At 36.0% G+C, this 19923-nt stretch carries 17 protein-coding genes; 12 read left to right on the forward strand and 5 right to left on the reverse strand.

The annotated features are described in order from the left end of the window. Positions 1–81: 81 nt before the first annotated feature. The 4 genes from FEZ13_RS11720 to nrdF are packed head-to-tail and all read left to right on the forward strand — an operon-like array spanning position 82 to position 3738. Positions 82–312, forward strand: coding sequence for a glutaredoxin family protein (locus FEZ13_RS11720; protein ID WP_146552860.1), 231 nt, complete (start codon positions 82–84; stop codon positions 310–312). Then, positions 309–680, forward strand: a complete 372-nt coding sequence (gene nrdI, locus FEZ13_RS11725) for a class Ib ribonucleoside-diphosphate reductase assembly flavoprotein NrdI (RefSeq protein ID WP_146552861.1) — start codon at positions 309–311, stop codon at positions 678–680. Before FEZ13_RS11720 ends, nrdI begins: the two co-directional genes overlap by 4 nt. Next, positions 677–2770 (forward strand): class 1b ribonucleoside-diphosphate reductase subunit alpha, encoded by a 2094-nt coding sequence (gene nrdE, locus FEZ13_RS11730; protein WP_146552862.1) that lies wholly within the window; start codon positions 677–679, stop codon positions 2768–2770. The genes nrdI and nrdE overlap by 4 nt, the downstream gene beginning before the upstream one ends. After that, complete coding sequence (gene nrdF, locus FEZ13_RS11735) at positions 2758–3738, forward strand: class 1b ribonucleoside-diphosphate reductase subunit beta (protein WP_146552863.1); 981 nt, start codon at positions 2758–2760, stop codon at positions 3736–3738. The genes nrdE and nrdF overlap by 13 nt, the downstream gene beginning before the upstream one ends. 373 nt (positions 3739–4111) lie before the next feature. On the opposite strand, the gene FEZ13_RS11740 is transcribed toward nrdF, so the two are convergent. After that, positions 4112–4909 carry an HAD family hydrolase gene (locus tag FEZ13_RS11740; protein ID WP_146552864.1) on the reverse strand — a complete coding sequence of 266 codons (798 nt, stop codon included), beginning with the start codon at positions 4907–4909 and terminating at the stop codon, positions 4112–4114. Between the two features lie 363 nt (positions 4910–5272). Here FEZ13_RS11740 and FEZ13_RS11745 point away from each other — a divergent pair, with 363 nt between their 5' ends. The 5 genes from FEZ13_RS11745 to mprF all read left to right on the forward strand — a co-directional run bounded on the left by FEZ13_RS11745 (position 5273) and on the right by mprF (position 11780). Next, positions 5273–6394, forward strand: coding sequence for a sensor histidine kinase (locus FEZ13_RS11745; RefSeq protein ID WP_255473151.1), 1122 nt, complete (start codon positions 5273–5275; stop codon positions 6392–6394). A 326-nt stretch (positions 6395–6720) separates the two neighbouring features. Then, positions 6721–6924, forward strand: coding sequence for a hypothetical protein (locus FEZ13_RS11750; protein WP_146552865.1), 204 nt, complete (start codon positions 6721–6723; stop codon positions 6922–6924). 163 nt (positions 6925–7087) lie between these two features. After that, complete coding sequence (locus FEZ13_RS11755; protein WP_146552866.1) at positions 7088–7513, forward strand: helix-turn-helix domain-containing protein; 426 nt, start codon at positions 7088–7090, stop codon at positions 7511–7513. Positions 7514–8096: 583 nt separating this feature from the next. Further along, positions 8097–8888 (forward strand): LysM peptidoglycan-binding and 3D domain-containing protein, encoded by a 792-nt coding sequence (locus FEZ13_RS11760; protein WP_146552867.1) that lies wholly within the window; start codon positions 8097–8099, stop codon positions 8886–8888. Positions 8889–9200: 312 nt separating this feature from the next. After that, positions 9201–11780 carry a bifunctional lysylphosphatidylglycerol flippase/synthetase MprF gene (gene mprF, locus FEZ13_RS11765; RefSeq protein WP_146552868.1) on the forward strand — a complete coding sequence of 860 codons (2580 nt, stop codon included), beginning with the start codon at positions 9201–9203 and terminating at the stop codon, positions 11778–11780. A 321-nt stretch (positions 11781–12101) separates the two neighbouring features. Here mprF and FEZ13_RS11770 read toward each other — a convergent pair whose 3' ends face one another. Beyond that, positions 12102–12425, reverse strand: a complete 324-nt coding sequence (locus FEZ13_RS11770; protein WP_146552869.1) for a hypothetical protein — start codon at positions 12423–12425, stop codon at positions 12102–12104. A 599-nt stretch (positions 12426–13024) separates the two neighbouring features. Here FEZ13_RS11770 and FEZ13_RS11775 point away from each other — a divergent pair. Further along, positions 13025–14140 carry an amidohydrolase gene (locus FEZ13_RS11775; protein WP_146552870.1) on the forward strand — a complete coding sequence of 372 codons (1116 nt, stop codon included), beginning with the start codon at positions 13025–13027 and terminating at the stop codon, positions 14138–14140. A gap of 246 nt (positions 14141–14386) precedes the next feature. Here the strand turns inward: FEZ13_RS11775 and FEZ13_RS11780 are convergent, their stop codons facing one another. After that, the gene (locus tag FEZ13_RS11780) at positions 14387–15631 is read right to left on the reverse strand and encodes a hypothetical protein (RefSeq protein ID WP_146552871.1); all 1245 of its coding nucleotides are present in this window, start codon (positions 15629–15631) and stop codon (positions 14387–14389) included. A gap of 98 nt (positions 15632–15729) precedes the next feature. On the opposite strand from FEZ13_RS11780, the gene FEZ13_RS11785 reads away from it, so the two are divergent. Together FEZ13_RS11785 and FEZ13_RS11790 are read left to right on the forward strand one after the other, a co-directional pair. Continuing rightward, entirely contained in the window at positions 15730–16839 is a 1110-nt protein-coding gene (locus tag FEZ13_RS11785; RefSeq protein WP_146552872.1) for a mandelate racemase/muconate lactonizing enzyme family protein, read from the forward strand. A 15-nt stretch (positions 16840–16854) separates the two neighbouring features. Next, on the forward strand, positions 16855–17535 hold the full coding sequence (locus tag FEZ13_RS11790) for a GNAT family N-acetyltransferase (RefSeq protein WP_146552873.1): 681 nt from the start codon (positions 16855–16857) through the stop codon (positions 17533–17535). A 285-nt stretch (positions 17536–17820) separates the two neighbouring features. Here FEZ13_RS11790 and FEZ13_RS11795 read toward each other — a convergent pair whose 3' ends face one another. Next, positions 17821–18030: a hypothetical protein gene (locus tag FEZ13_RS11795; protein WP_146550315.1), complete on the reverse strand. Its 210-nt coding sequence runs from the start codon at positions 18028–18030 to the stop codon at positions 17821–17823. Positions 18031–18075: 45 nt separating this feature from the next. Further along, positions 18076–19356: an Nramp family divalent metal transporter gene (locus tag FEZ13_RS11800; protein ID WP_146552874.1), complete on the reverse strand. Its 1281-nt coding sequence runs from the start codon at positions 19354–19356 to the stop codon at positions 18076–18078. Positions 19357–19923: the final 567 nt, after the last annotated feature.

The raw sequence follows: 19923 nt of genomic DNA on the forward strand, positions 1-19923 counted from the left end.
CTATTCCCGATAAGAAGGGGATAGCTTTTTGTGTTACTTATGTAAAAGTGTAAATTACTTTTTAAAGAAAGAGGAGATCTTATGAAACTTTATACGAAAACAATTTGCCCAAAATGCATGTTTGTAAAGTCATTTTTAAAAGAAGCAGGCTTTGAGGGAAAATATGAATTAATTAATGTAGATACAGATGAACAAGCAAAACAACAAATAGTCGAAGCAGGCTTTTTATCCGTTCCAATTTTAGAGTTGAATGGGGAACTAATCCAAGATGTTGCGCAAATGAACGAAGAGATTAGTAAGATCGCCATATGATTGCATTTGCCAGCAGAACGGGAAATGTTCGATCCATCATTCATCGGCTAGGATTGCCTAATGTTGAAATAACAGAAGATTTGATGATGACAGAACCCTTTTTCGTTTTTACTTATACAGACGGATTGGGCGATGTGCCACCAATTGTTGAGAAATTTCTTCAAAACAATCATTCTTTTTGTAAAGGTGTGATCGCTAGCGGAAATTCCAATTTTGGTCACTCCGTTTTTTGCAAATCAGCAGATACAATCAGCAGAAAATACCATGTGCCTATTATTCGAAAAATAGAACTACGGGGATTTCCACGGGATTATGCGGCAATCGTTGATCAGTATCAAAACGTTTTTGAGAGAGAGGTTTCTTTATGAAAGAATACTTAAAATTAAACAATGAAGTGTTAAATAAATATAGTTCAACAGGAACCATTGATTTGCAAAAAGATAAAGAAGCTACACGCAAATATTTTTTGGAAAATGTCAATGTCAGAATGCGCTATTTTATCGACTTAGAAGAAAAAATAAGCTATTTAATGGAGGAAGGATATTACGAAGAAGACTTTTTGAAAATGTACTCCATGAAATTTATCAAAAAATTATTCAAATATGCTTATGATTATCATTTTCGCTTTCCATCCTTTATGAGTGCCAGTAAATTTTATGAAGGGTATGCCATGAAGAGCCGAGATGGAAAGGAAATTTTAGAAAAGTATGAGGATCGTATCATCATCATTGCCCTCTATTTAGCACAAGGCGACGAACAGCTAGCTGAAAAGGCTGTTCATCATATGATGGAATCGTATCAGCCTGCCACACCGACAGCTTTAAACAGTGGTAAAAAAGCGCGCGGGGAGTTGGTCAGTTGCTTTAAATTAGCGATGGATGATACGATGAACAGCATTGCAGAAAACATTGGCTATTGTTTAGAACTCTCTCGCTTAGGAGGTGGAGTTGGTACTTTATTAACCGATTTGCGCCCATTAGGGGATCCAATCAAAGGGATCTTAAATCGTGCAAGCGGTGTCATGCCCGTTGCGAAGTTATTAGAGAATGCCTTTTCTTATTCCAACCAATTGGGACAACGAAATGGCTCCGGTGTGGTCTATTTAAATATTTTCCATGGGGATATTGAAGAATTTATCTCATCGAAAAAACCAAATGCGGATGAAAAAATTCGTCTTGCCACATTGTCAACAGGCATCATCATTCCAGATATTTTCTTCGAATTGATGAAAAAAGATAAAGATATCGTTTTATTTAGTCCTTATGATATTTATAAAGAATATGGTAAGCGCATGAGTGAAATCAGTATTACTGAGATGTATTATGAACTATTGGATAATCCCAATATTCGTAAATTAAAACGCTTAAATGCACGGAAATTATATACAGAAATAAAGAAAACACAATTTGAATCAGGCTATCCATTTGAAATATTCGATGACAATGTAAATCGTGTTCATCCTTTAAAAGGTCTTGGTCGGGTGAAAATGTCCAATCTTTGCACGGAAATTCTGCAAGTTCAAACGACCAGTATTATTACAGACATGGACAAGCCAAACGAATATGGCTTAGATGTATCTTGTAATTTGGGTTCTTTAGACATTCATCATGCGACAGAAACAAATAACTTTGAAGAACTAGTTGATACAGCTATGCGTCTACTGACAAATGTTTCTCAAATGACGGATATCGTCAATGTCCCTTCTGTTGCAAAGGCAAATAAATTGATGCATTCGGTTGGATTGGGAACGATGAATCTTCATGGACATCTTGTTACGGAAAATATTCTATATGGTTCAGATGAATCTATCGAATTCGTTGATTTCTTTATGGAAGCATTAAATTACTACTCCTTAAAAGCTTCCATGCTAATTGCAAAAGAAAAAGGCGAGACTTTTTATGGATTTGATAAAAGTGAGTATGCAAATGGCCAATATTTTGAGCATTACATCCATAAACAAGAAAAAATGCCAACTGAAAAAGTACAAAAAGCACTAGGAAATGTGCCGATCATTACAGCGGATATGTGGAAAAAGTTAAAGAAAAATGTTATGAAATATGGCGTATTTAATGCATATCGTCTCGCTGTTGCACCAACAGGCAGTATTTCCTACATTCGTAGTTGCACAGCATCCATTGCTCCATGTACGGAAAGAGTAGAAATTCGTGATTATGCGGATAGCCGGACCATTTATCCAATGCCTTATTTAAATAATGAAAATCAGCATTTATATGTAGAAGCTTATGATGTTGATAGTTATCGTATGATTGATTTATATGCAACAGCTCAAAAACATGTTGATCAAGGTATTTCAATGACATTATATGTAACGGATCAATGGACAACTGAGCGCCTTGCGAAACTTTATATTTATGCATGGATGCGCGGCATTAAGTCGATTTATTATGTTCGCCAACGCTTGCAAACATTGGAGGAATGTGTGTCATGTTCAATATAGGACCATTTGAAGCGGTCAATTGGAATAAACCAACGAGTGATTTGGCTAAAACATTTTGGGATCAGCAGTGGAAACAAATGTGGTTTCCTGAAGAAATTGCAGTTAGTAAAGATTTGAAGCAGTGGAAAGACTTCGAGTTTCGAGATACGTATACAAAAGTATTCGGCGGACTTACTTTACTGGATACGCTTCAAACAAATATAGGGATGAACGAAATTGCTAGATACCATGAAGACCTACAAGAAAAGGCTGTACTAACAGTGTTTGACGCATTTGAGGCTATCCATGCAAAATCCTATTCTTATATTTTCACAACATTGTGCAATAACGATGAAATTGATGAGATCTTTGCTTGGGTCAAGAAAAATGAATTTCTACAATATAAAGCGAAAAAAATCGCTGATATCTATTCTTCTATTAAAGAAAACGACCCTGAAAGTTTATGGAAAGCTATGTTTGCGTCTGTTATGCTTGAATCGTTTTTATTTTATTCCGGATTCTTTTATCCTTTATATTTGGGTGGACAAGGAATTTTACGAAATAGCGCAGAAGTAATTTCTCTTATTTTAAGGGACGAATCTATTCATGGTGTGGCAACAGGATATTTCGCTCAAAATCTTTTTAAAAAGTTCTCAAAAGAAAAACAGGACGAATTAAAAGTATGGGGCTATGAGCTTCTGCTAGATTTATATGAAAACGAAATGAAATATACAGATGATATCTATGCGGAAACAGGTTTAAGTCCAGAAGTGAAAGCCTATGTACGCTATAACGGCAATAAAGCACTCATGAATTTAGGGTTAGATACGATGTTCCCAGAGGAAGAGATCAACCCTATTGTTATGAATGGCATTCGAAATGAAGGCTCCACCTATGATTTCTTCTCACAAAAGGGATCTACCTACGCAATTGCTAAAGTTGAACCTATATCCGACGAGACCTTTAACTTTGATTTTTTAAAGAAATAACCGTGATCTAAGGTGTCGAAACGAAACAATTCGGACAATAAAACAATTGAAGGTCCTTAATCTCTTTGGAGGTTAAGGATTTTTTGGTTTAGGGCTGAAAATATGGAGTGAAGATGATCCAAATACCTTCCGCTCGAATGTCATGAAAAACGACCAGTTAAAAGAAAACGTGAAAATCTATTGAAATTAGTTGGTGATATATTTCACAAAGTGGTAATCCAGATAAAAAGAGATAGCCTCGTCTCTTAAGAAAGCTAGAGCGAGGCTACCGAAAGAAAACTTTGGGTCGGATGCTGGATGTAGAAACGAAAATCTAGGAAATAAGAATTTTGTCATAATATATTTCCTGAGAAATAATATTGTCGATAAAGGTCTAATGGAATATCTGTTGTAGTTGATGATATAGACCGTTTTGATCGTTTGTATATGTTGTTACTTCATCTGCTTGCAATTGAACTTCTTGACGTGCATTTTTCATGGCGATACTTTTTCCGACTTTTTCAAATAATGGGATATCGTTACCTCCATCACCAAATGCTATGACATCTTCAAAGCGAATCTGTAATTCAGATAGTAAAGTGGTAACCCCAATAGCCTTTGTTGCATTGGCTCCGTTCACATCTATTAAATCAGATGAAGATAATGCAGCGGAAAAAGCATAGTCTTTTTGTAGTTGTTTTATTGTCTCGAACCACTCAGCAACAAGTGATGTGTTTTCATCAAAGAATAGTATTTTTTCGACATGATTGGCATGTAGTGCAGTTGTCCATTTTACATTTTCGTGTCTGTGAGATATCGATGTTGAAGTTTCTGTTTGGAAGGGCGTTATTTGTGCGGTTAATGTTCCATCTTTGTGATAAATTTCATGATAGATCCCAAATTCAATTGATTCTTCTATTAAATGCTGAACAGTGTTTGCAGGAATCTCACTTTTATATATCTGTTTCTTCCCAGCAAAAACATTCATCCCATTTGATGCGACGATTCCATCCACAACAAATTCTTTTGGGAGAATTCGTTGAACTTCAAAAATAGTACGACCTGTTGCGATAAAGACCAATAGTCCTCTTTTTCTGAGTGTTTGTATATATTGAACTAATAACGGATGAACAGTTTTCTTACTTGTTAAGGTTGTTCCATCTAAGTCTAAAATGATTCCTTGTGAATCCATTGTGCCATCTCCAGTGTAAAAGTTTAAGAATGATTTAATGATTTGGCTTTATTATAAATATGGGATGTTTCAACTCTAATCAGTAAATGAGAGCAGGTCAAGCTTCCTTACCGAACATTGTCGAGAATGCTTGATGTTCATTCACAGAAAAGAGCTCACCTGTGATGAATCGAATATGTCATCAATATGATTAAACAGAGCTAATCATTAAAAGTCAAAAAATTATATAATTAAGACTTGCCATTTTTATTGTAGTAAAAATGATGATTATGTAAAGGGTCTATTGTAACAATAGGGTAGGGTCAGGGCAAAATAACCATTCTTTGATATAATGGAAGTAGCTAAAAGGCGGTGAAAGTTTACGTGACAAAATGGTACAGTGTCTTTCCAAAAAATCCAGTGATGAGTATGATCGCATGGATTGCGTTTTGCTTTATCCCGTTTTATTTAATATTTCATTCGGCATCAAAGCTTGAAGGGTCTATCGCACTTGCAGTTCTCATCATGTATTTAATCTGTTTTCGTTTTGCTTATAGTGCGACAAATGGGCTTGTCTATATGTGGATTGCCCTTGGAATGGTTATTAATGCAGCCATGACAGTATTGTTTGGATATATATATTTTGCTTTTTTTACGGCATTTTCTATAGGAAAAATCCGCCATACAGTAGGATTTTATATTATGTATGGACTTCATATTGCAATGACGGTTGGTTCAGTCATTGGAGGATTCTTTATCGAAACAGATCTATTTATTCAAGAGATTCCCTTGATCGTTATTATTTTATTTAGTGCGATTTTGGGTCCTTTCTATCTTTATAGTGAAAATAAAAGTAAAAGACTTGAGGGCGCATTAAAAACGGCAAATGCACGCATTTCCGAATTAAGTGTATACGAAGAGAGACAACGAATTGCAAGGGATCTGCATGATACGTTAGGTCAAAAGCTTTCGATGATTGGCTTAAAAAGTGACTTGGCTGTACGGTTAGTCAAAAAGGATCCAGAGGCTGCTATTCAGGAATTGCATGATATCCGGCAAACTTCTAGTATGGCCTTAAAGGAAGTTCGTGAGATGGTATCGAATATGAAAAAGGTCAAACTACAAGAGGAAATCACACACGTACAACAAATATTAAAGGCAGCGAATATCCAGCTGAAATTGGAGGGGAATCCACAGTATGATCGTATTCCCACGATGCTTAGTAATTCGTTAAGTATGTGTTTAAAAGAAGCGATTAATAATGTGGTGCGTCATAGTCAAGCGACAGCATGTAAAATTAAGATATTGCAAACCACTGATTTTATCGAAATGATCATAAGTGACAATGGTATCGGTCTTTCAAAAAGTACTAAAAAGCCATCAAGTAATGGGTTGAATGGTATGAAAGAACGTGTTGAGTTTGTGAATGGTGAATTAGAATTACTAGAAAAAAAAGGAACTACAATAAAAATTACCATTCCTATTGTCATTACGCACAATGAATAATGGACTACATGAGTTGGTCTGCTTCGTAGAAAAATATCCAGAGTATTTTGGATCCCTTTTTCATGCAAGAATACAACTTTTCCTGAATCTTTGGATCATTTTTTTAAATTTAGTCTTCCTTTTGAAGATAAAAATTTAGGAAAGGAAAAGGATTCATGTGATCGACGTCGAAATGTAAATACTATGGAAATTTTAATTTTTTCGGAAGAAGTCCCACTTCTATGAAGGATAAGATGAATGTAGCTTTTTATTTGCCTTGCATGAACGGGCGGTAATACTCCTCCTCAAGATTCAGTGAGAGCAAAGAGGTAGGAGGAGAACAACTGTTGTATGCGCGCCCGATTGGTTCGGGCCAACAACATGTTGGTTACTCAGGTGTTGCCACAAGACGTGGCGCTTTTAGCCTGAGTTCCTCTAGTTCAGTAGGGGATGAAGAAACCCCCACTGATGAAAGTTTCACTTTATCTCGCATCAAGAGGTATGTAAAAAGTGGGGGGAAGATAAGTAAATGGGCGATCGATTGGCTGTGAAAACTCGATTGATTGAACGAACAACAATGTAAGTTTGAAGAAACCCTCACTGGGTAAAGTTTCACTTTATTTTCCATAAAAGTGGATGGGTAAAGTAGAAAACTTTTCAGAACACATGTAAGCGTTTGATATGGGTATGATTAACACAAGGGAGAGATGGCAAATGTTTAATCCGCGTGATTTTGGTGAAAAGTTAAAAGAATTACGTATTCAAAATGGATATTCGATGTTATCGTTGGGAAAAGCAATTGGTACATCAGCAAGTCGTATCAAAAGCTGGGAAATGGGAGAGAGTGTGCCTTCTGCTAGCTGGATCGTCAAGCTAAGTAATATTCTACATGTTTCAGCTGATGAGCTATTACTGAATATCATCGATAAAACACCGTTAAAAGGAGAAAAGGTGTTTCTTAAAAAGCGAAATGTTATTTTAAATGATCTGACTATTTTATTGCATGAATTAGATAAAAAAGACCTTTGGGAACTTTATACATTAGCTGAAGTAAAGGTTATGCAAAAAGATGTGTCGTTACAGAACGATCCATATAATATTGAACTAGAGGAAAGAAGTCCCAAGGCTCATTTGCTTTGATCTTCTTTGAGTTATCTGCTATCTAAAAGAGCTTTTCTAAAAGAAGAATATGTTCGTATACAGGGCACAGAATACTGTTTCATCGGTATTCTGTGCCCTTTTTGCAAGGAATAAAGATAAACCTCTTCCTTTAGAAAGTTTCTTTTGCCCGTTTTGAACAATTCATGATGTTTTCTAGTAATAATAGGTATATTATTTACACAAAAAGGGAAAAATAATTTTATATGGGAGTCCTTTTGTAATATTTCGACGCCAAAAAGGGTATTTTTTTTCGTGAAATCAACTGATTTTCTCTTTTTTACGAAAAAAAGAGAAAAAATTTTTAAAAGTTATCTCTTTATTTGTATAAAAAAGGAAAGAAGGATAAATAGATAGTTAATTTATTCCACATAACACTAGCCTAGTCATATCAATAGCTATGAAAATTTTAATTAAAAAATTTTCATAATGATGTATGAAATATCAGAAAATTGGCAAAGATTGTAACACGATTGTTACAGTGCATACATTGATTAGCAACAATTATGACATGTGACGATGGTAAAGTAAGTCGTGTTAGTACAAAGGAGGTCGTTTTTTAACGATGAAAAAATATTTAATTGCACTAGCAGGTGTTTTCGCACTAGGAACTGCAGCTCTATCAACTCAAGCATCTGCTGCTAGTTACAAAGTGGAAAAAGGAGATACACTTTGGGGCATTTCCCAAGACGAAAAAGTATCAGTAGAAGATTTAAAAGAAATGAACAATCTAAGTTCAAATGTAATTGTCCCATCACAACAGCTAGAAACTAGCCCTAAAGCTAAAACATATAAGATTAAAAAAGGCGACACATTATTTAAGATTGCTAATGAAACAGGCGTTTCTGTAGGAGACTTAAAATCTTTCAATAATCTAAGTGGCGATCTAATCTATGCAGGTGAAAATCTTGCATTAACAGGAGATCCAAATCGTCATAATCTTGCTTCTGTTTCAACTAAGCAAACACAAACACCAGCTAATACACAACTTGCCAATAAACAGGCAACAAATAAACAAGCGGCTTATACAAAGCCATCTACAAGTCAGTCTGCACCACAATCGTCAGGAAAGACTTTGACTGTTACAGCAACAGCATATACACCTAATTGTGCAGGTTGCTCGGGCATCACTGCTACAGGAATTAATGTAAAGGCTAATCCTAATATGAAAGTTATTGCAGTAGATCCTAGCATCATTCCATTAGGCTCAAAAGTATGGGTTGAAGGATATGGTACAGCGATCGCTGGTGATACTGGCGGTGCCATTAAAGGTCATAAAATCGACTTGTTAATGCCAAGTAATGGACAAGCTAATAGCTGGGGCGTACGCACAGTGACCATCAAAATATTGAACTAAATGATGACCAGCTAGAGAATAGTTATCCAAGAAAGTCTTTTGAAAAGAAGAATATTGTTTAAATAAGAAGCACAGAATGTTATTCAATCAGCATTCTGTGTTTTTTTATGGAATTAAGCTGGATCACTACTTTGTAAAAAAGAAAGGGACAAATAAAATGATTTCAGACAGTTTTTATGTCACACTACAAGACGCAAGTAATTAAACAAATCTTTTACAAAAAATCATGAAATTGAGTAATATGAACTGCATAAATTTAGTCATAACTGTATAGTAGAGAGTATATGAAGATAAAAAATTAGGTGGATATGGATGAAAATCAATAAGTCAACGATCTTTCAATGGCTAAAAGTCATTTTACCAATTTTGCTGATGATTTTTGCAATTCGTGAGATTGGTGCAATCTTAAGAAATGCAAATGGTCGCGAAATGACAGATAAATTAGAGAGTTTAGATGTCAGAACAATTGCATTAATTGTTTTATTGTCATTAATACTTGTTTTTCCGATGTTTTTTTATGATTATTTTATTATGAAAAAATTAAAGTTAAAGCGATCTTTGCGCCGTTTGATGAAGGAATCATTGATTATTAATTCTTTTTCCAATCTTATTGGCTTTGGAGGATTAGTGGGTGTATTGTTACGCACACACTATTTTAAAAAGAAAGAAGTAGATAGTGCTGCTTTTTTTAAAACGATTACATCAGTCACATTATTTTATCTAGCAGGAATTTCTCTATTTACTTGGATGTTACCGATATTCTATAGGGATTTCCCATTATTTAAAGAGCATAAAATTTTAGTCATAGCGGTAAGTGTTATTGGATTATATGTGCCATTTCTTATGGTCAAAGCATTTATACAATTGTATAGGGGAACAACGACCAATCGCCGCTTGATAGATGATCTAGCATTGGTTGGTGTTTCCATTTTAGAATGGCTTGGCGCACTTACGTTTATGACAGTATTAGTAAATATTTTGCATATTCCGATGAGTGTCCAAAATCTACTTCCTATATTTATCGTTGCTTCCTGTGCAGGGATTGTGAGTATGATTCCTGGTGGTCTTGGTTCTTTTGATTTGGTGTTTATTTGGGGAGCGCAAAGTCTACAAATTTCTGAAGAATCCATTTTAGTATTGTTGCTATTTTATAGAATCGGCTATTATGTAGTACCGTTCTTGGCAGGATTAGCTTTATTCATCCGTGAATTATGGAGAAGATTTAATGTGGGACTTAATGCGATCCCACGATTCTTCTTAGAAAAAACAAGTCATATGTTAGCGACGGCATTAGTATTTTCCGCAGGGCTGACACTTTTATTGTCATCGGTAGCACCAGGAGCGATTGAGCGAATTCGCTATGCAAAAGAGTTAATGGCGTTTCCTATTATTAATATTTCACATCAATTAGCAGTTGCGACAGGTTTTGTGTTACTTGCGTTATCAAATGGTATTTCTTATAAAGATAAGAATTCCTACCGAATGACGGTATTTGTGCTGCTCTTTGCTTCAGCCCTTTTTATTATTAAAGGTATACAGTATAAGCAGGCATTATTTATGCTATTTGTAGCAGGCTTGTTGTATTTGTCACGCCGTCGATTTTATCGAGAAAGTTATATTGTGACGTGGGGAAGAAGTATTTTAAATACAGTGATTATTTTTGTCATTTTATTGCTTTATATGATGATTGGGTTCTTTGTTAATCCATCTATAAAATACTCTATTCCAGAAAGCGTAAAGCCATATTTGACGACGGATTCGGATGATTTATTTAAAAGTGCATTTATGGGACTCATTGTAGTGACGATCGTGGTCACTTTTGAAATTTCGCTCAGAAAGCTTACTCAATTTACCAAGACATCATCTTTAGAATACGAAGAGGAGATTTTCCTTCATCTCAATAAATACGGTGGTAAGGAATTATCTCATTTAATCTTTCTTCATGATAAGTATGTTTATTGGAATAAAGAAAAAACAGTCCTATTCCCATACCAGGTAATCGCAGATAAGTTAGTCGTGCTAGGAGATTTGGTTGGGAAAAAGGAAGATTTTAAAAAAGCAATCGAAGAGTTTATGACATTTGCGGATGACTATGGTTACACACCGATTTTCTATGAAATCAGTGATCAATTTGTGCCGTACCTTCATGGATATGGTTATCGATTTTTCAAACTGGGAGAAGAAGGGTACATTGACTTGTCAAAGCTGCCATATTCAAAAGTGGTTATGCGAAAGGCGGAGAACATAAGCGAGACCTTCCTAACAGAGGGGTATTCTTGTGAAATCATGCAACCGCCTTATTCGACTGAAGTGATGACTCAATTACGAGATATTTCTGATGAATGGTTGGATAATCGAAAGGAAAAAGGATTTTCACTCGGCTACTTTGATGAAGATTATTTACAATTTACGCCCCTTGCTGTTTTGAAAAATAATGATTTTGAGATCATTGCTTTTGCTAACTTGATTCCATTGTATGATGAAGATCGTACAGCCAAAATCGATCTGATCCGCTCTAAGAAAGGCGCTTTGCCGGAACAGGCCATGGATTATTTATTCTTAAATATTTTCTCAGCTTCTAAGGCCAAAGGATTCGAACGATTAAATGTTGGTTTGACGCCGCTAGCGCGTGTAGGCGTTTCAAAGTTTGCTGGCATAAGCGAGAAGATTGCTACCCAAATAATGGTTGATGGTCAGGATAGTTATACTTTTCGCAATGTACGAAATTTCAAAGAAAAGTTTGCAAATGATTGGCAGCCCAAATACCTTGCGTATCGGAAGAAACCTTCTCTACCGTTTACGATGTTGCAAATTATGATGTTAATCGAGGACAATAAATATGCAACCATGAGGAAACAAGTTTCAGAAGCCAAGCAATCGAGAAGGCCTTAAGAGAGTCGTAAATTGCAGAGAAATTGAATATAATTTTCGCCGGTCAGGTTCCGGGACCTTGTTAGGAGATTAGTTAGTAATGTCTATGTAAGATGGAGTATGTATGTTACTGATAGTGGATGAGGCAATAGGATAATCTGGTACGACAACTGCTGTAGATTCTTTTCGTATACTGCGGATAGTGATGAGGTAATATAGTCTTTTTTGTGGCGAAAAATAGATTTGTGTAAGCTGAAAACAAAGTGATTTTTTATAAATTTCCGAAAATAGAACCGTATGAAAACAAGTTTTATCGATTTGATTTCATGCGGTTTATTTATTTTAGTCAGGCTTTGTCCCCGCTTCTTTTGGTTGGCTGGGATCAACATTTGAAAGAGGGTCAATTCCAGAACCTAATCTAGGTTGCTTAAAGTCCAATAATTCATCTTTAGTAGAAGCATTGCTCTGGATTTGTTGTAGCTCTAATCGAAGCTTTTCGTTTTCCAACAAATAATTTTTTTGTTTGATCTCTTCTAGTTTAATCTCATCTTTTAGTATATTGTATTGTAATTCTAAACGCTTGTTTTTATTTTTAACAATTGTTCTAATAACGTTAGCTCCTACAGCTATTAATACGATTAAAACAACATATAGCATGTCCTGCAAGTCCAATCACCTCGTTAAATTTAAATGTTCAGTATATATACATAATGGTCAGGAAAAAAGTTTCATGTTTGTTGAAATTATTTGGATTTTTCTAAGCCGTAATATAATGGTACAGAAAGAGCTGTTAATTCATTAATGCTAAAAGTCTATGCCCAGGTCAGGTAAAAAATAAAAGACATAAATTGTTGGAATAGTGAATAAATTTGCCGAAGGAGCGAATAAAGTCTTCGAAAGAGCGAATAAACCTTATGAGAGAGCAAATAAATCTTTCGAGAGAGCGAATAAACCTTTCGAAAGAGCAAATAAACCTTCCGAGAAAGTGAATAAGTTCTTCGAAAAAGCGAATAACCCCTCTGGAAGACGAACAAATCAGCTATCATTGAAATCTAAAATGATTTGAGGTAAAGTTATCCATAGTCCTAAAAATCCTTCTGCTGGTTCACTTGTCGTTGCGTAGACTTTAATCAGAGAGGGATTCTTTTTTCATTTTTATCTCACATGAGTGGGCAATAAAATCCTACTGTGTGAAGTTTTACTTTATTTAGTGTGTTAGATTAAAAGCGTGAGACTTCTATGAAAAAAACAAGAGGTGTAAGCAAATGACAACGGATGAACAAATCTTAGAATGGTTCGATTATTTTCATAAATATCCAGAAATCAGCTGGAAAGAGCATAAAACAACGGAGAAAATTGCAAGTATTTTAGATGATCTGCATATTTCTTATCGATTATTTGGTGATGTGCCGGGGCTGGTTGCTGAAATAGGCGAAGGAGAAGAAATTGTGGCTGTGCGTGCAGATATCGATGCGCTATGGCAAGAAGTGGATGGGGAATGGAAAGCCAATCATTCATGTGGACATGATGGCAACATGTCAATGGTGCTTGGTGCGTTATTACGTTTAAAGGATCAACCTTTAATGCATAAAGTACGCTTTATCTTCCAGCCCGCTGAGGAACTGGGAAATGGTGCGATTGCTGCATTTGAACATGGTGCAGTGGATGGGGTATCACATCTTTTTGGTGTACACTTGCGACCAATTGAAGAATTAAAATTAGGAAAAGTATCTCCAGCCATTCATCACGGAGCTGCAATTTTTCTGGAAGGATCTATTCATGGTACGGATGCCCATGGAGCGAGACCACATCAAGGGCAAAGTGCGATTGATGTCCTAGTGGCTATTCAACAAATGATCAAAAACATCTATGTATCCCCATTTGAGCCGCACTCTGCAAAGCTAACGAAAATTGTAGCAGATGGAGGAAGTATGAATATCATTCCTGGAAATGGGAGTTTTACAATGGATATTCGTGCGCAAAAAAATACTATTTTAAATGAAATACAGGTGAAAATTGATGAAGGATTAAAGGCTATAGCACAACAATTCAAAATAGATTTGGACTGGAAATGGGTTGACTATACACCAGGTGCAGAAGTTTCAGAGGAAGCAGCTAAAATGGCAGAGAAAGCCATTGTTGAAACTTTGGGAAAAAATCATTTAGCACCACATGTGATCACATCTGGAAGTGATGATTTTCATTTTTATACAGTAAAAAAACCACAACTAAAAGCAACCATGATCGGAATTGGAGCGAATCTATCACCAGGACTACATCATCCGAAAATGACCTTTAACCATAAGGCGTTATTAGATGCTTCAAAAGTGTTAGCAGCTGTATTAGCGAAAGATCCCTCATCTCACATGAGTGGGCAGTGAGTTCTTCACACCAAGGCACAAACGAGAATAATCAATTGCCTTCAACCTTAAACATGAAAGAGATGTGGCCAATGGCTTGTAAAACAACGATTGGTTTGCTAACAACCAGTGGAATGGAGAACCCCTTCATTAGGGGGAATTGCATTTTATAAAGTTATTGAAGTCAAGTCATCTGGCCTTGTCGTCAGCCAGTTTCCCATTTGGATCATGCATCCATAAAAGGGCGTATCCAAAATTTTAAGCCAATCAGTGATAAGTGGAAAAGTTCAGTTCATAAATAGCACGTGGTCTACCTTGATGATAGGACATTTCTTCCCCAACCACTTTGGCATAGCCGTGTTCAACTAATTTTTTTAATATGCGTTCAGTCGATCTTCGTGTCACTTGTAGATATTCTGCTAAATCGACAGCTGTAAACTGTAAGGATTGCCTTGAAACACTAAAAGCCATGATTTTCGAAATATTGAGTGGACTCAATTTTGTTTCTTTTGCCATCTGTAATATATAAGGATCCTTTGTTTGCAAGGACAAAATAGTAGGCTGATTTGGGAATGGTCCCTGTAGTTCTTTATTTTCATTCATAATATAGACGACATTGGGTGTTGCAAAATTTAATGCTTGCCGCGCATTTTTCTGTGCTTCTAAAATCGAGCCGCCGTAGCCAAAAGTAAGCTTAATCGGGTTTTTGGTTATGTTGAAAAAAGATTCTACTAAATGATGTTGAAAGGCATTTTGGATATGACCAAAGGTAGTAAATAATTCAAAATGATGATCATCTATTTTTTGATAGGATGCATGCGTAGTCTCAACGATTTGTTGTAATACAAGTTGATCATCCTCTGTGGATTGGGAGAATTCTAGCATTCCGACAACTGCTCTTGCAGATTCTGATTTCGTCATTTTTGATAATGCCTTTGTCTGCTCTAAACAATGGATAATGGAGCTATTGGGATCGTGCATACGCATCGCGGGAACTTCATCTGCGGTAAGCGCATCGTATACACTATGAATACTTGTGATAACAAATTTGATCTTACCATTTAACCATAGTTGTTTATGCTTTTGATAAATTTGGTCAAAGGGTCGTTCCATATTGATTTCTTGTATAAAAGGTAATGCTCCCTCATACTGTATATCGTTGAAAACATTTTTGATATGCTGTGCATTCATCACATCGATTGATAGCTGAGAAAGCTGTAGATTCTGGTTGGCTAGAACAGATAAAATTGATGTCGATATCGCAACCTCGTCTTGCTTTAAATACGTCCATGGTATTGGCCAATTGGACAAAAGAGGCTTGGCGTATAAATAGGGCAATGTACCGGATAATAATAAGACATCACATGGCTTAATCTGCTTCATTAATTGGGGTGTTTCATCTGGCATTTTATAAATGTAAAATTCTAATTGGATATTCTCCATTTCTTGTGCGATACTTAGTAAACGATCCCTAAAAGCAAGAGAGCTAATGACTGCAATTTTTGTAGGCATTAAAACGACTCCTTTGTTGTTTTTTAATCCTTAATAACGACTATTTAACGACAACTATATCAAGAGGAATTCTAATTGTAAAGAAAGAGTGAAAAAATATGGAAATAACCGCAGTGGAAATTTATGCTATTCAGTTACCGTTAATTGAACCTTTTATTATTAGTTACGACAAATATGATACAATGCCCTCTATTATTGTCAAAATAACTACCAATGAAGGGATCATTGGTTACGGAGAAGCTGTGCCCGATGAACATGTGACGGGTGAAACATGGGAAAGTACGTATATGATTCTTAAACATCAACTGGCTCCTGCAATTATAGGAAAAGATCCTCTTTGCTTTGAGAAAATCCATGATTTGATGGATCGAACAGTCTATCAAGTGCCGGCTGCAAAGGCCGCCATCGATATTGCTTGTTTTGATATCGCCGGTAAAAAACTAAATGTGCCTGTTTACCAACTCGTCGGTGGCCGATATCATGAAAAATTTCCAATTACACATGTGCTAAGTATTGGTACACCAGAAAAAATGGCTGAAGAAGCAGCAGAACGTGTGGCAATGGGATATCGATCATTTAAGATGAAGGTCGGTACAGAAGTAATGAAAGATGTGGAGCGCATTCAAGCAGTACGTGAGAAAGTAGGAGATTCGATCAATATTCGGGTGGACGTCAATCAAGGCTGGCATAATGTCTCTACAACTTTAAAAGGATTACGCGCATTGCGAGATGTCCATTTAGATTGGCTAGAACAGCCGGTAGATGCCGATGACATTGAGGCTATGGTTGAAATAAAGTCTAAAACAGATGTCACATTGATGATTGATGAAGGATTACATGGTCAGAAAGAAATGCGTGAAATTATCGCAAAGCGTGCAGCAGACAAAGTGAATATAAAATTAATGAAATGTGGGGGTATTTATCCCGCTATGAAATTGGCCAATATGGCGGAGATGGCAGGAATTGAATGTCAAATCGGTTCAATGGTTGAATCTTCCATCGGTTCAGCGGCAGGATTTCATGTAGCCTTTTCAAAGAAGATCATGAAAAGTGTAGAACTGACAGGTCCTCTTAAATTTTCAAAAGATGTCGGTGATCTTCATTATGATATACCATTTATCTGTCTAAATGAACAACCTGGATTAGGTGTAAATGTAGATGAAGAAGTAATACAAGAACTTTGTCATCAATCATGCATTGTTCGCTAGAAAGGAAGGATTATCATGACTAATATTACCCAAGGTTTTCTTGGCGAGACACTTTATAGAGTCCAAGTATTAACGAAGAAGGACATTCCCCAACTTTTAAAATTACAGGATGAGGTAATGGCTGCGCTATCTGATCGTCATACAGTGCAGCCTCTTAGCGTAGGAGAACTGAATAATATTTTAACAGGTAATGGTTTAATGATCGGGATATATGTAGAGGATGAATTAATCGCATTTCGTGCAGTACTTAAGCCTATAATTGATGAAGAACATTTGGGAAGAGATTGCGGCATTCCTGATGAGGAGCTATCACGCGTACTCTATCAAGAAATTTCGAATGTTTCCCCACGCTATCGTGGTTATGGATTACAAAAAAAGATGGCACAAATTATTATGGCACAGGTCGACTTAAATCGTTTTGATTATATTTGTGCTACAGTGCAGCCATTAAATATCCCTAGTTTAAAGGATAAATTTTCCCAAGGACTAATGATTGCTGGATTAAAAGTAAAGTATGGGGATAAATTGCGTTACATTTTTTATAAAGAGTTGAAGGGGGAAGTACCTACTTTTTCTGAAGCTCGGGCTTTACGCATGTCCGATATCACTGGGCAACAACAATTATTAAAAGAAGGTTTTCTTGGAACGGATATGTTTGAAATGAGGGATCATTGGTTTGTAACATATAGAAAATAAAGTAAAAACTTAATGGAAGAAAGGATTGGTGTTGGTACAGTCTAATTGTGTTTTTACTTATTTTTACATTAGAGATTACTTTATCATATTTCGTTTTCTTTATGTACGATTTTTATAATTTTAAATAATGGCATAACTACAGTCTCCATCTAATTCCTCTTATATTAAACGGATTAACATCCAGTAGAGATCAGGTGCTATAAAAGCCTGATTAGTTCAACTAACACACAGTGGTGACGAAAAATCTCCACTGTGTGAAGTCTCACTTTATGGGAGAAAATCTTTTTATGAAGTCCAATCTCCGTTATACTTGTCATCTAATTTTTCTTTTTCTAAATCTTTCGTTTGTGCTTCCACAGGGATTGGGTCCACTGTGTGCATATCTTCATGTAGATCGTAAATGCTAATATTCTCTGAATTCATCATATCTGGGCGATCTTTATAAGGAAGATCAGCAATTTTTCTTTTGTCTTTCGGCACAGAATCTTTGTTCATTTTAGTACACTCCTTTTAAAAGTAGTATGGACTAAACAACTGGTGTTATGCGCCAAAAGCTGTTTGATAAAGAAGATATATATTTAAAGCTACCACAATGGCGGCTACAATCCAGCCAAGAATAGTTGTTAGCTTATGATTGACTAATCCCCCCATGATTTTCTTGTTACTTGTAAACATGATGAGTGGGATTAAAGCAAAAGCGATACCGAATGATAATATGACTTGACTCCATACAAGCGCTTTTGTTGCATTAGCGCCAAAAGCAATGATTAAAAGAGGTGGAATCATGGTAATAGCACGTCTTAAATAAATAGGAATACGTTTTTTGATAAAACCTTGCATTACGATATCGCCAGATAATGTACCCACAGATGAACTTGCAAGACCGGCGATCAGTAAGCCTAAACCAAATAAGATAGCTGCCGTTGGACTAACCATATCATGAAGTGATTGGAAGGCAACGTCTAAGTCTTCCACATTCATGCCTTTTGAATGAAATACAGCAGCAGCAATGATTAACATACTCATATTGATAGCACCTGCAATAATCATCGCTATTATAATATCAATGAATTCAAATTTAAAAATTTTACGTTTTTCTTCATCATTTTTACCTACGATACGATGTTGGGTAAGTGATGAATGAAGGTAAATAGCGTGTGGCATAACTGTAGCACCTAAAATGCCTGTTGCAAGTAAGATGGAATTGACATCATCAAATTTTGGTATAAATCCTGCAGCAATTGCACTAGCATCTGGATGTGCCAAAAATGTTTGGAATGCAAAAGCTAATACGACCATCATCACCATTCCAGAAATACCAGCTTCAAATGGACGCACGCCACGGCGTTGTAGCTCTAAAATAGCAAATGAGCAAACAGCAGTGATCAAAGCAGCTGGGAGCATCGGAATATTAAATAATAGATACATGCCGAGTGCTGCACCGATAAACTCTGCTAAGTCTGTTGCCATAATAACGAGTTCCGCTTGAATCCATAATAAGATAGACGTCTTTTTAGAAAAGTTTTCACGGGCAACTTCAGGCAAATTTTTTCCCGTTGCAATACCTAGTTTTGCAGAGAGTGATTGAATCAATACGGCCATTAAATTTGAAAAGGCAATGACCCATAATAGTAGATATCCATATTCAGAACCCGCAGTAATATTCGTCGCGAAATTTCCTGGATCTATATAAGCTACAGCAGCTATAAAAGCAGGGCCTAAGAAGGGAAGCACGCTTTTATAGCCATGTACTTTACCATTTAAAACATCCTCGGCAGCTATACGATTAGTCCTTGGATTTTGTACTTTATTATTACTCATGTTTTTCCTCCATTCCCAAAAGTGTTATTGCTGAAATAAAATTTCCTTTAGGAAAATTTGGTGTATATAGTGTAATTCAAGTATTAGAAAATGTAAAGATGTTAGAATAATAATTTACTTTATTTTTAGATTCTATTTGAATCAATTTCATAATGCAAAATTTAGATGAAAAACACGAACATTTCGAATCAACATAAACATTAATATTCAGAAGTTTTTGTTCCGCTCCAGACGGCGCTTTCCACGGGCTTGGCTTCAATCTCCTCGAGTCAACACGATGTTGACCCCAAAGCCGTTGCCACAGGACGTGGCGAACTTAGGCTTTGTCCCTTAAATTGTTCCTGCGGGGCTTTCAGCTCAAGCTTTTCCCGTAGGACTTTGAATAAACTTCCTGAACTAACACCGCACGAAGAAAATGTGCAAGCCTAATCGAGGAGTCGCCGTCTTCCGCTCCACAACTATCAAAATTAGTTATTCTTAAATGTTCGTATTTTTTAAAAAGAAAATGATTTATGAAATTGATTCATTTAAAAAAAGATTGAGATTTATTGGATTTCGTTAAGGAGG

Origin of the sequence: Rummeliibacillus sp. SL167, assembly GCF_007896505.1 — a bacterium.
Classification (GTDB): Bacteria; Bacillota; Bacilli; order Bacillales_A; family Planococcaceae; genus Rummeliibacillus; species Rummeliibacillus suwonensis.

What these genes read in the sequence shown, in the direction of transcription:
- FEZ13_RS11740 (WP_146552864.1), bottom strand. Translation starts at nt 4,909, where the DNA reads ATGGATTCACAAGGAATCATTTTAGACTTAGATGGAACAACCTTAACA.
- nrdE (WP_146552862.1), top strand. Translation starts at nt 677, where the DNA reads ATGAAAGAATACTTAAAATTAAACAATGAAGTGTTAAATAAATATAGT.
- mprF (WP_146552868.1), top strand. Translation starts at nt 9,201, where the DNA reads ATGAAAATCAATAAGTCAACGATCTTTCAATGGCTAAAAGTCATTTTA.
- FEZ13_RS11795 (WP_146550315.1), bottom strand. Translation starts at nt 18,030, where the DNA reads ATGAACAAAGATTCTGTGCCGAAAGACAAAAGAAAAATTGCTGATCTT.
- FEZ13_RS11800 (WP_146552874.1), bottom strand. Translation starts at nt 19,356, where the DNA reads ATGAGTAATAATAAAGTACAAAATCCAAGGACTAATCGTATAGCTGCC.
- nrdF (WP_146552863.1), top strand. Translation starts at nt 2,758, where the DNA reads ATGTTCAATATAGGACCATTTGAAGCGGTCAATTGGAATAAACCAACG.
- FEZ13_RS11720 (WP_146552860.1), top strand. Translation starts at nt 82, where the DNA reads ATGAAACTTTATACGAAAACAATTTGCCCAAAATGCATGTTTGTAAAG.
- FEZ13_RS11755 (WP_146552866.1), top strand. Translation starts at nt 7,088, where the DNA reads ATGTTTAATCCGCGTGATTTTGGTGAAAAGTTAAAAGAATTACGTATT.
- nrdI (WP_146552861.1), top strand. Translation starts at nt 309, where the DNA reads ATGATTGCATTTGCCAGCAGAACGGGAAATGTTCGATCCATCATTCAT.
- FEZ13_RS11775 (WP_146552870.1), top strand. Translation starts at nt 13,025, where the DNA reads ATGACAACGGATGAACAAATCTTAGAATGGTTCGATTATTTTCATAAA.
- FEZ13_RS11780 (WP_146552871.1), bottom strand. Translation starts at nt 15,631, where the DNA reads ATGCCTACAAAAATTGCAGTCATTAGCTCTCTTGCTTTTAGGGATCGT.
- FEZ13_RS11760 (WP_146552867.1), top strand. Translation starts at nt 8,097, where the DNA reads ATGAAAAAATATTTAATTGCACTAGCAGGTGTTTTCGCACTAGGAACT.
- FEZ13_RS11785 (WP_146552872.1), top strand. Translation starts at nt 15,730, where the DNA reads ATGGAAATAACCGCAGTGGAAATTTATGCTATTCAGTTACCGTTAATT.
- FEZ13_RS11790 (WP_146552873.1), top strand. Translation starts at nt 16,855, where the DNA reads ATGACTAATATTACCCAAGGTTTTCTTGGCGAGACACTTTATAGAGTC.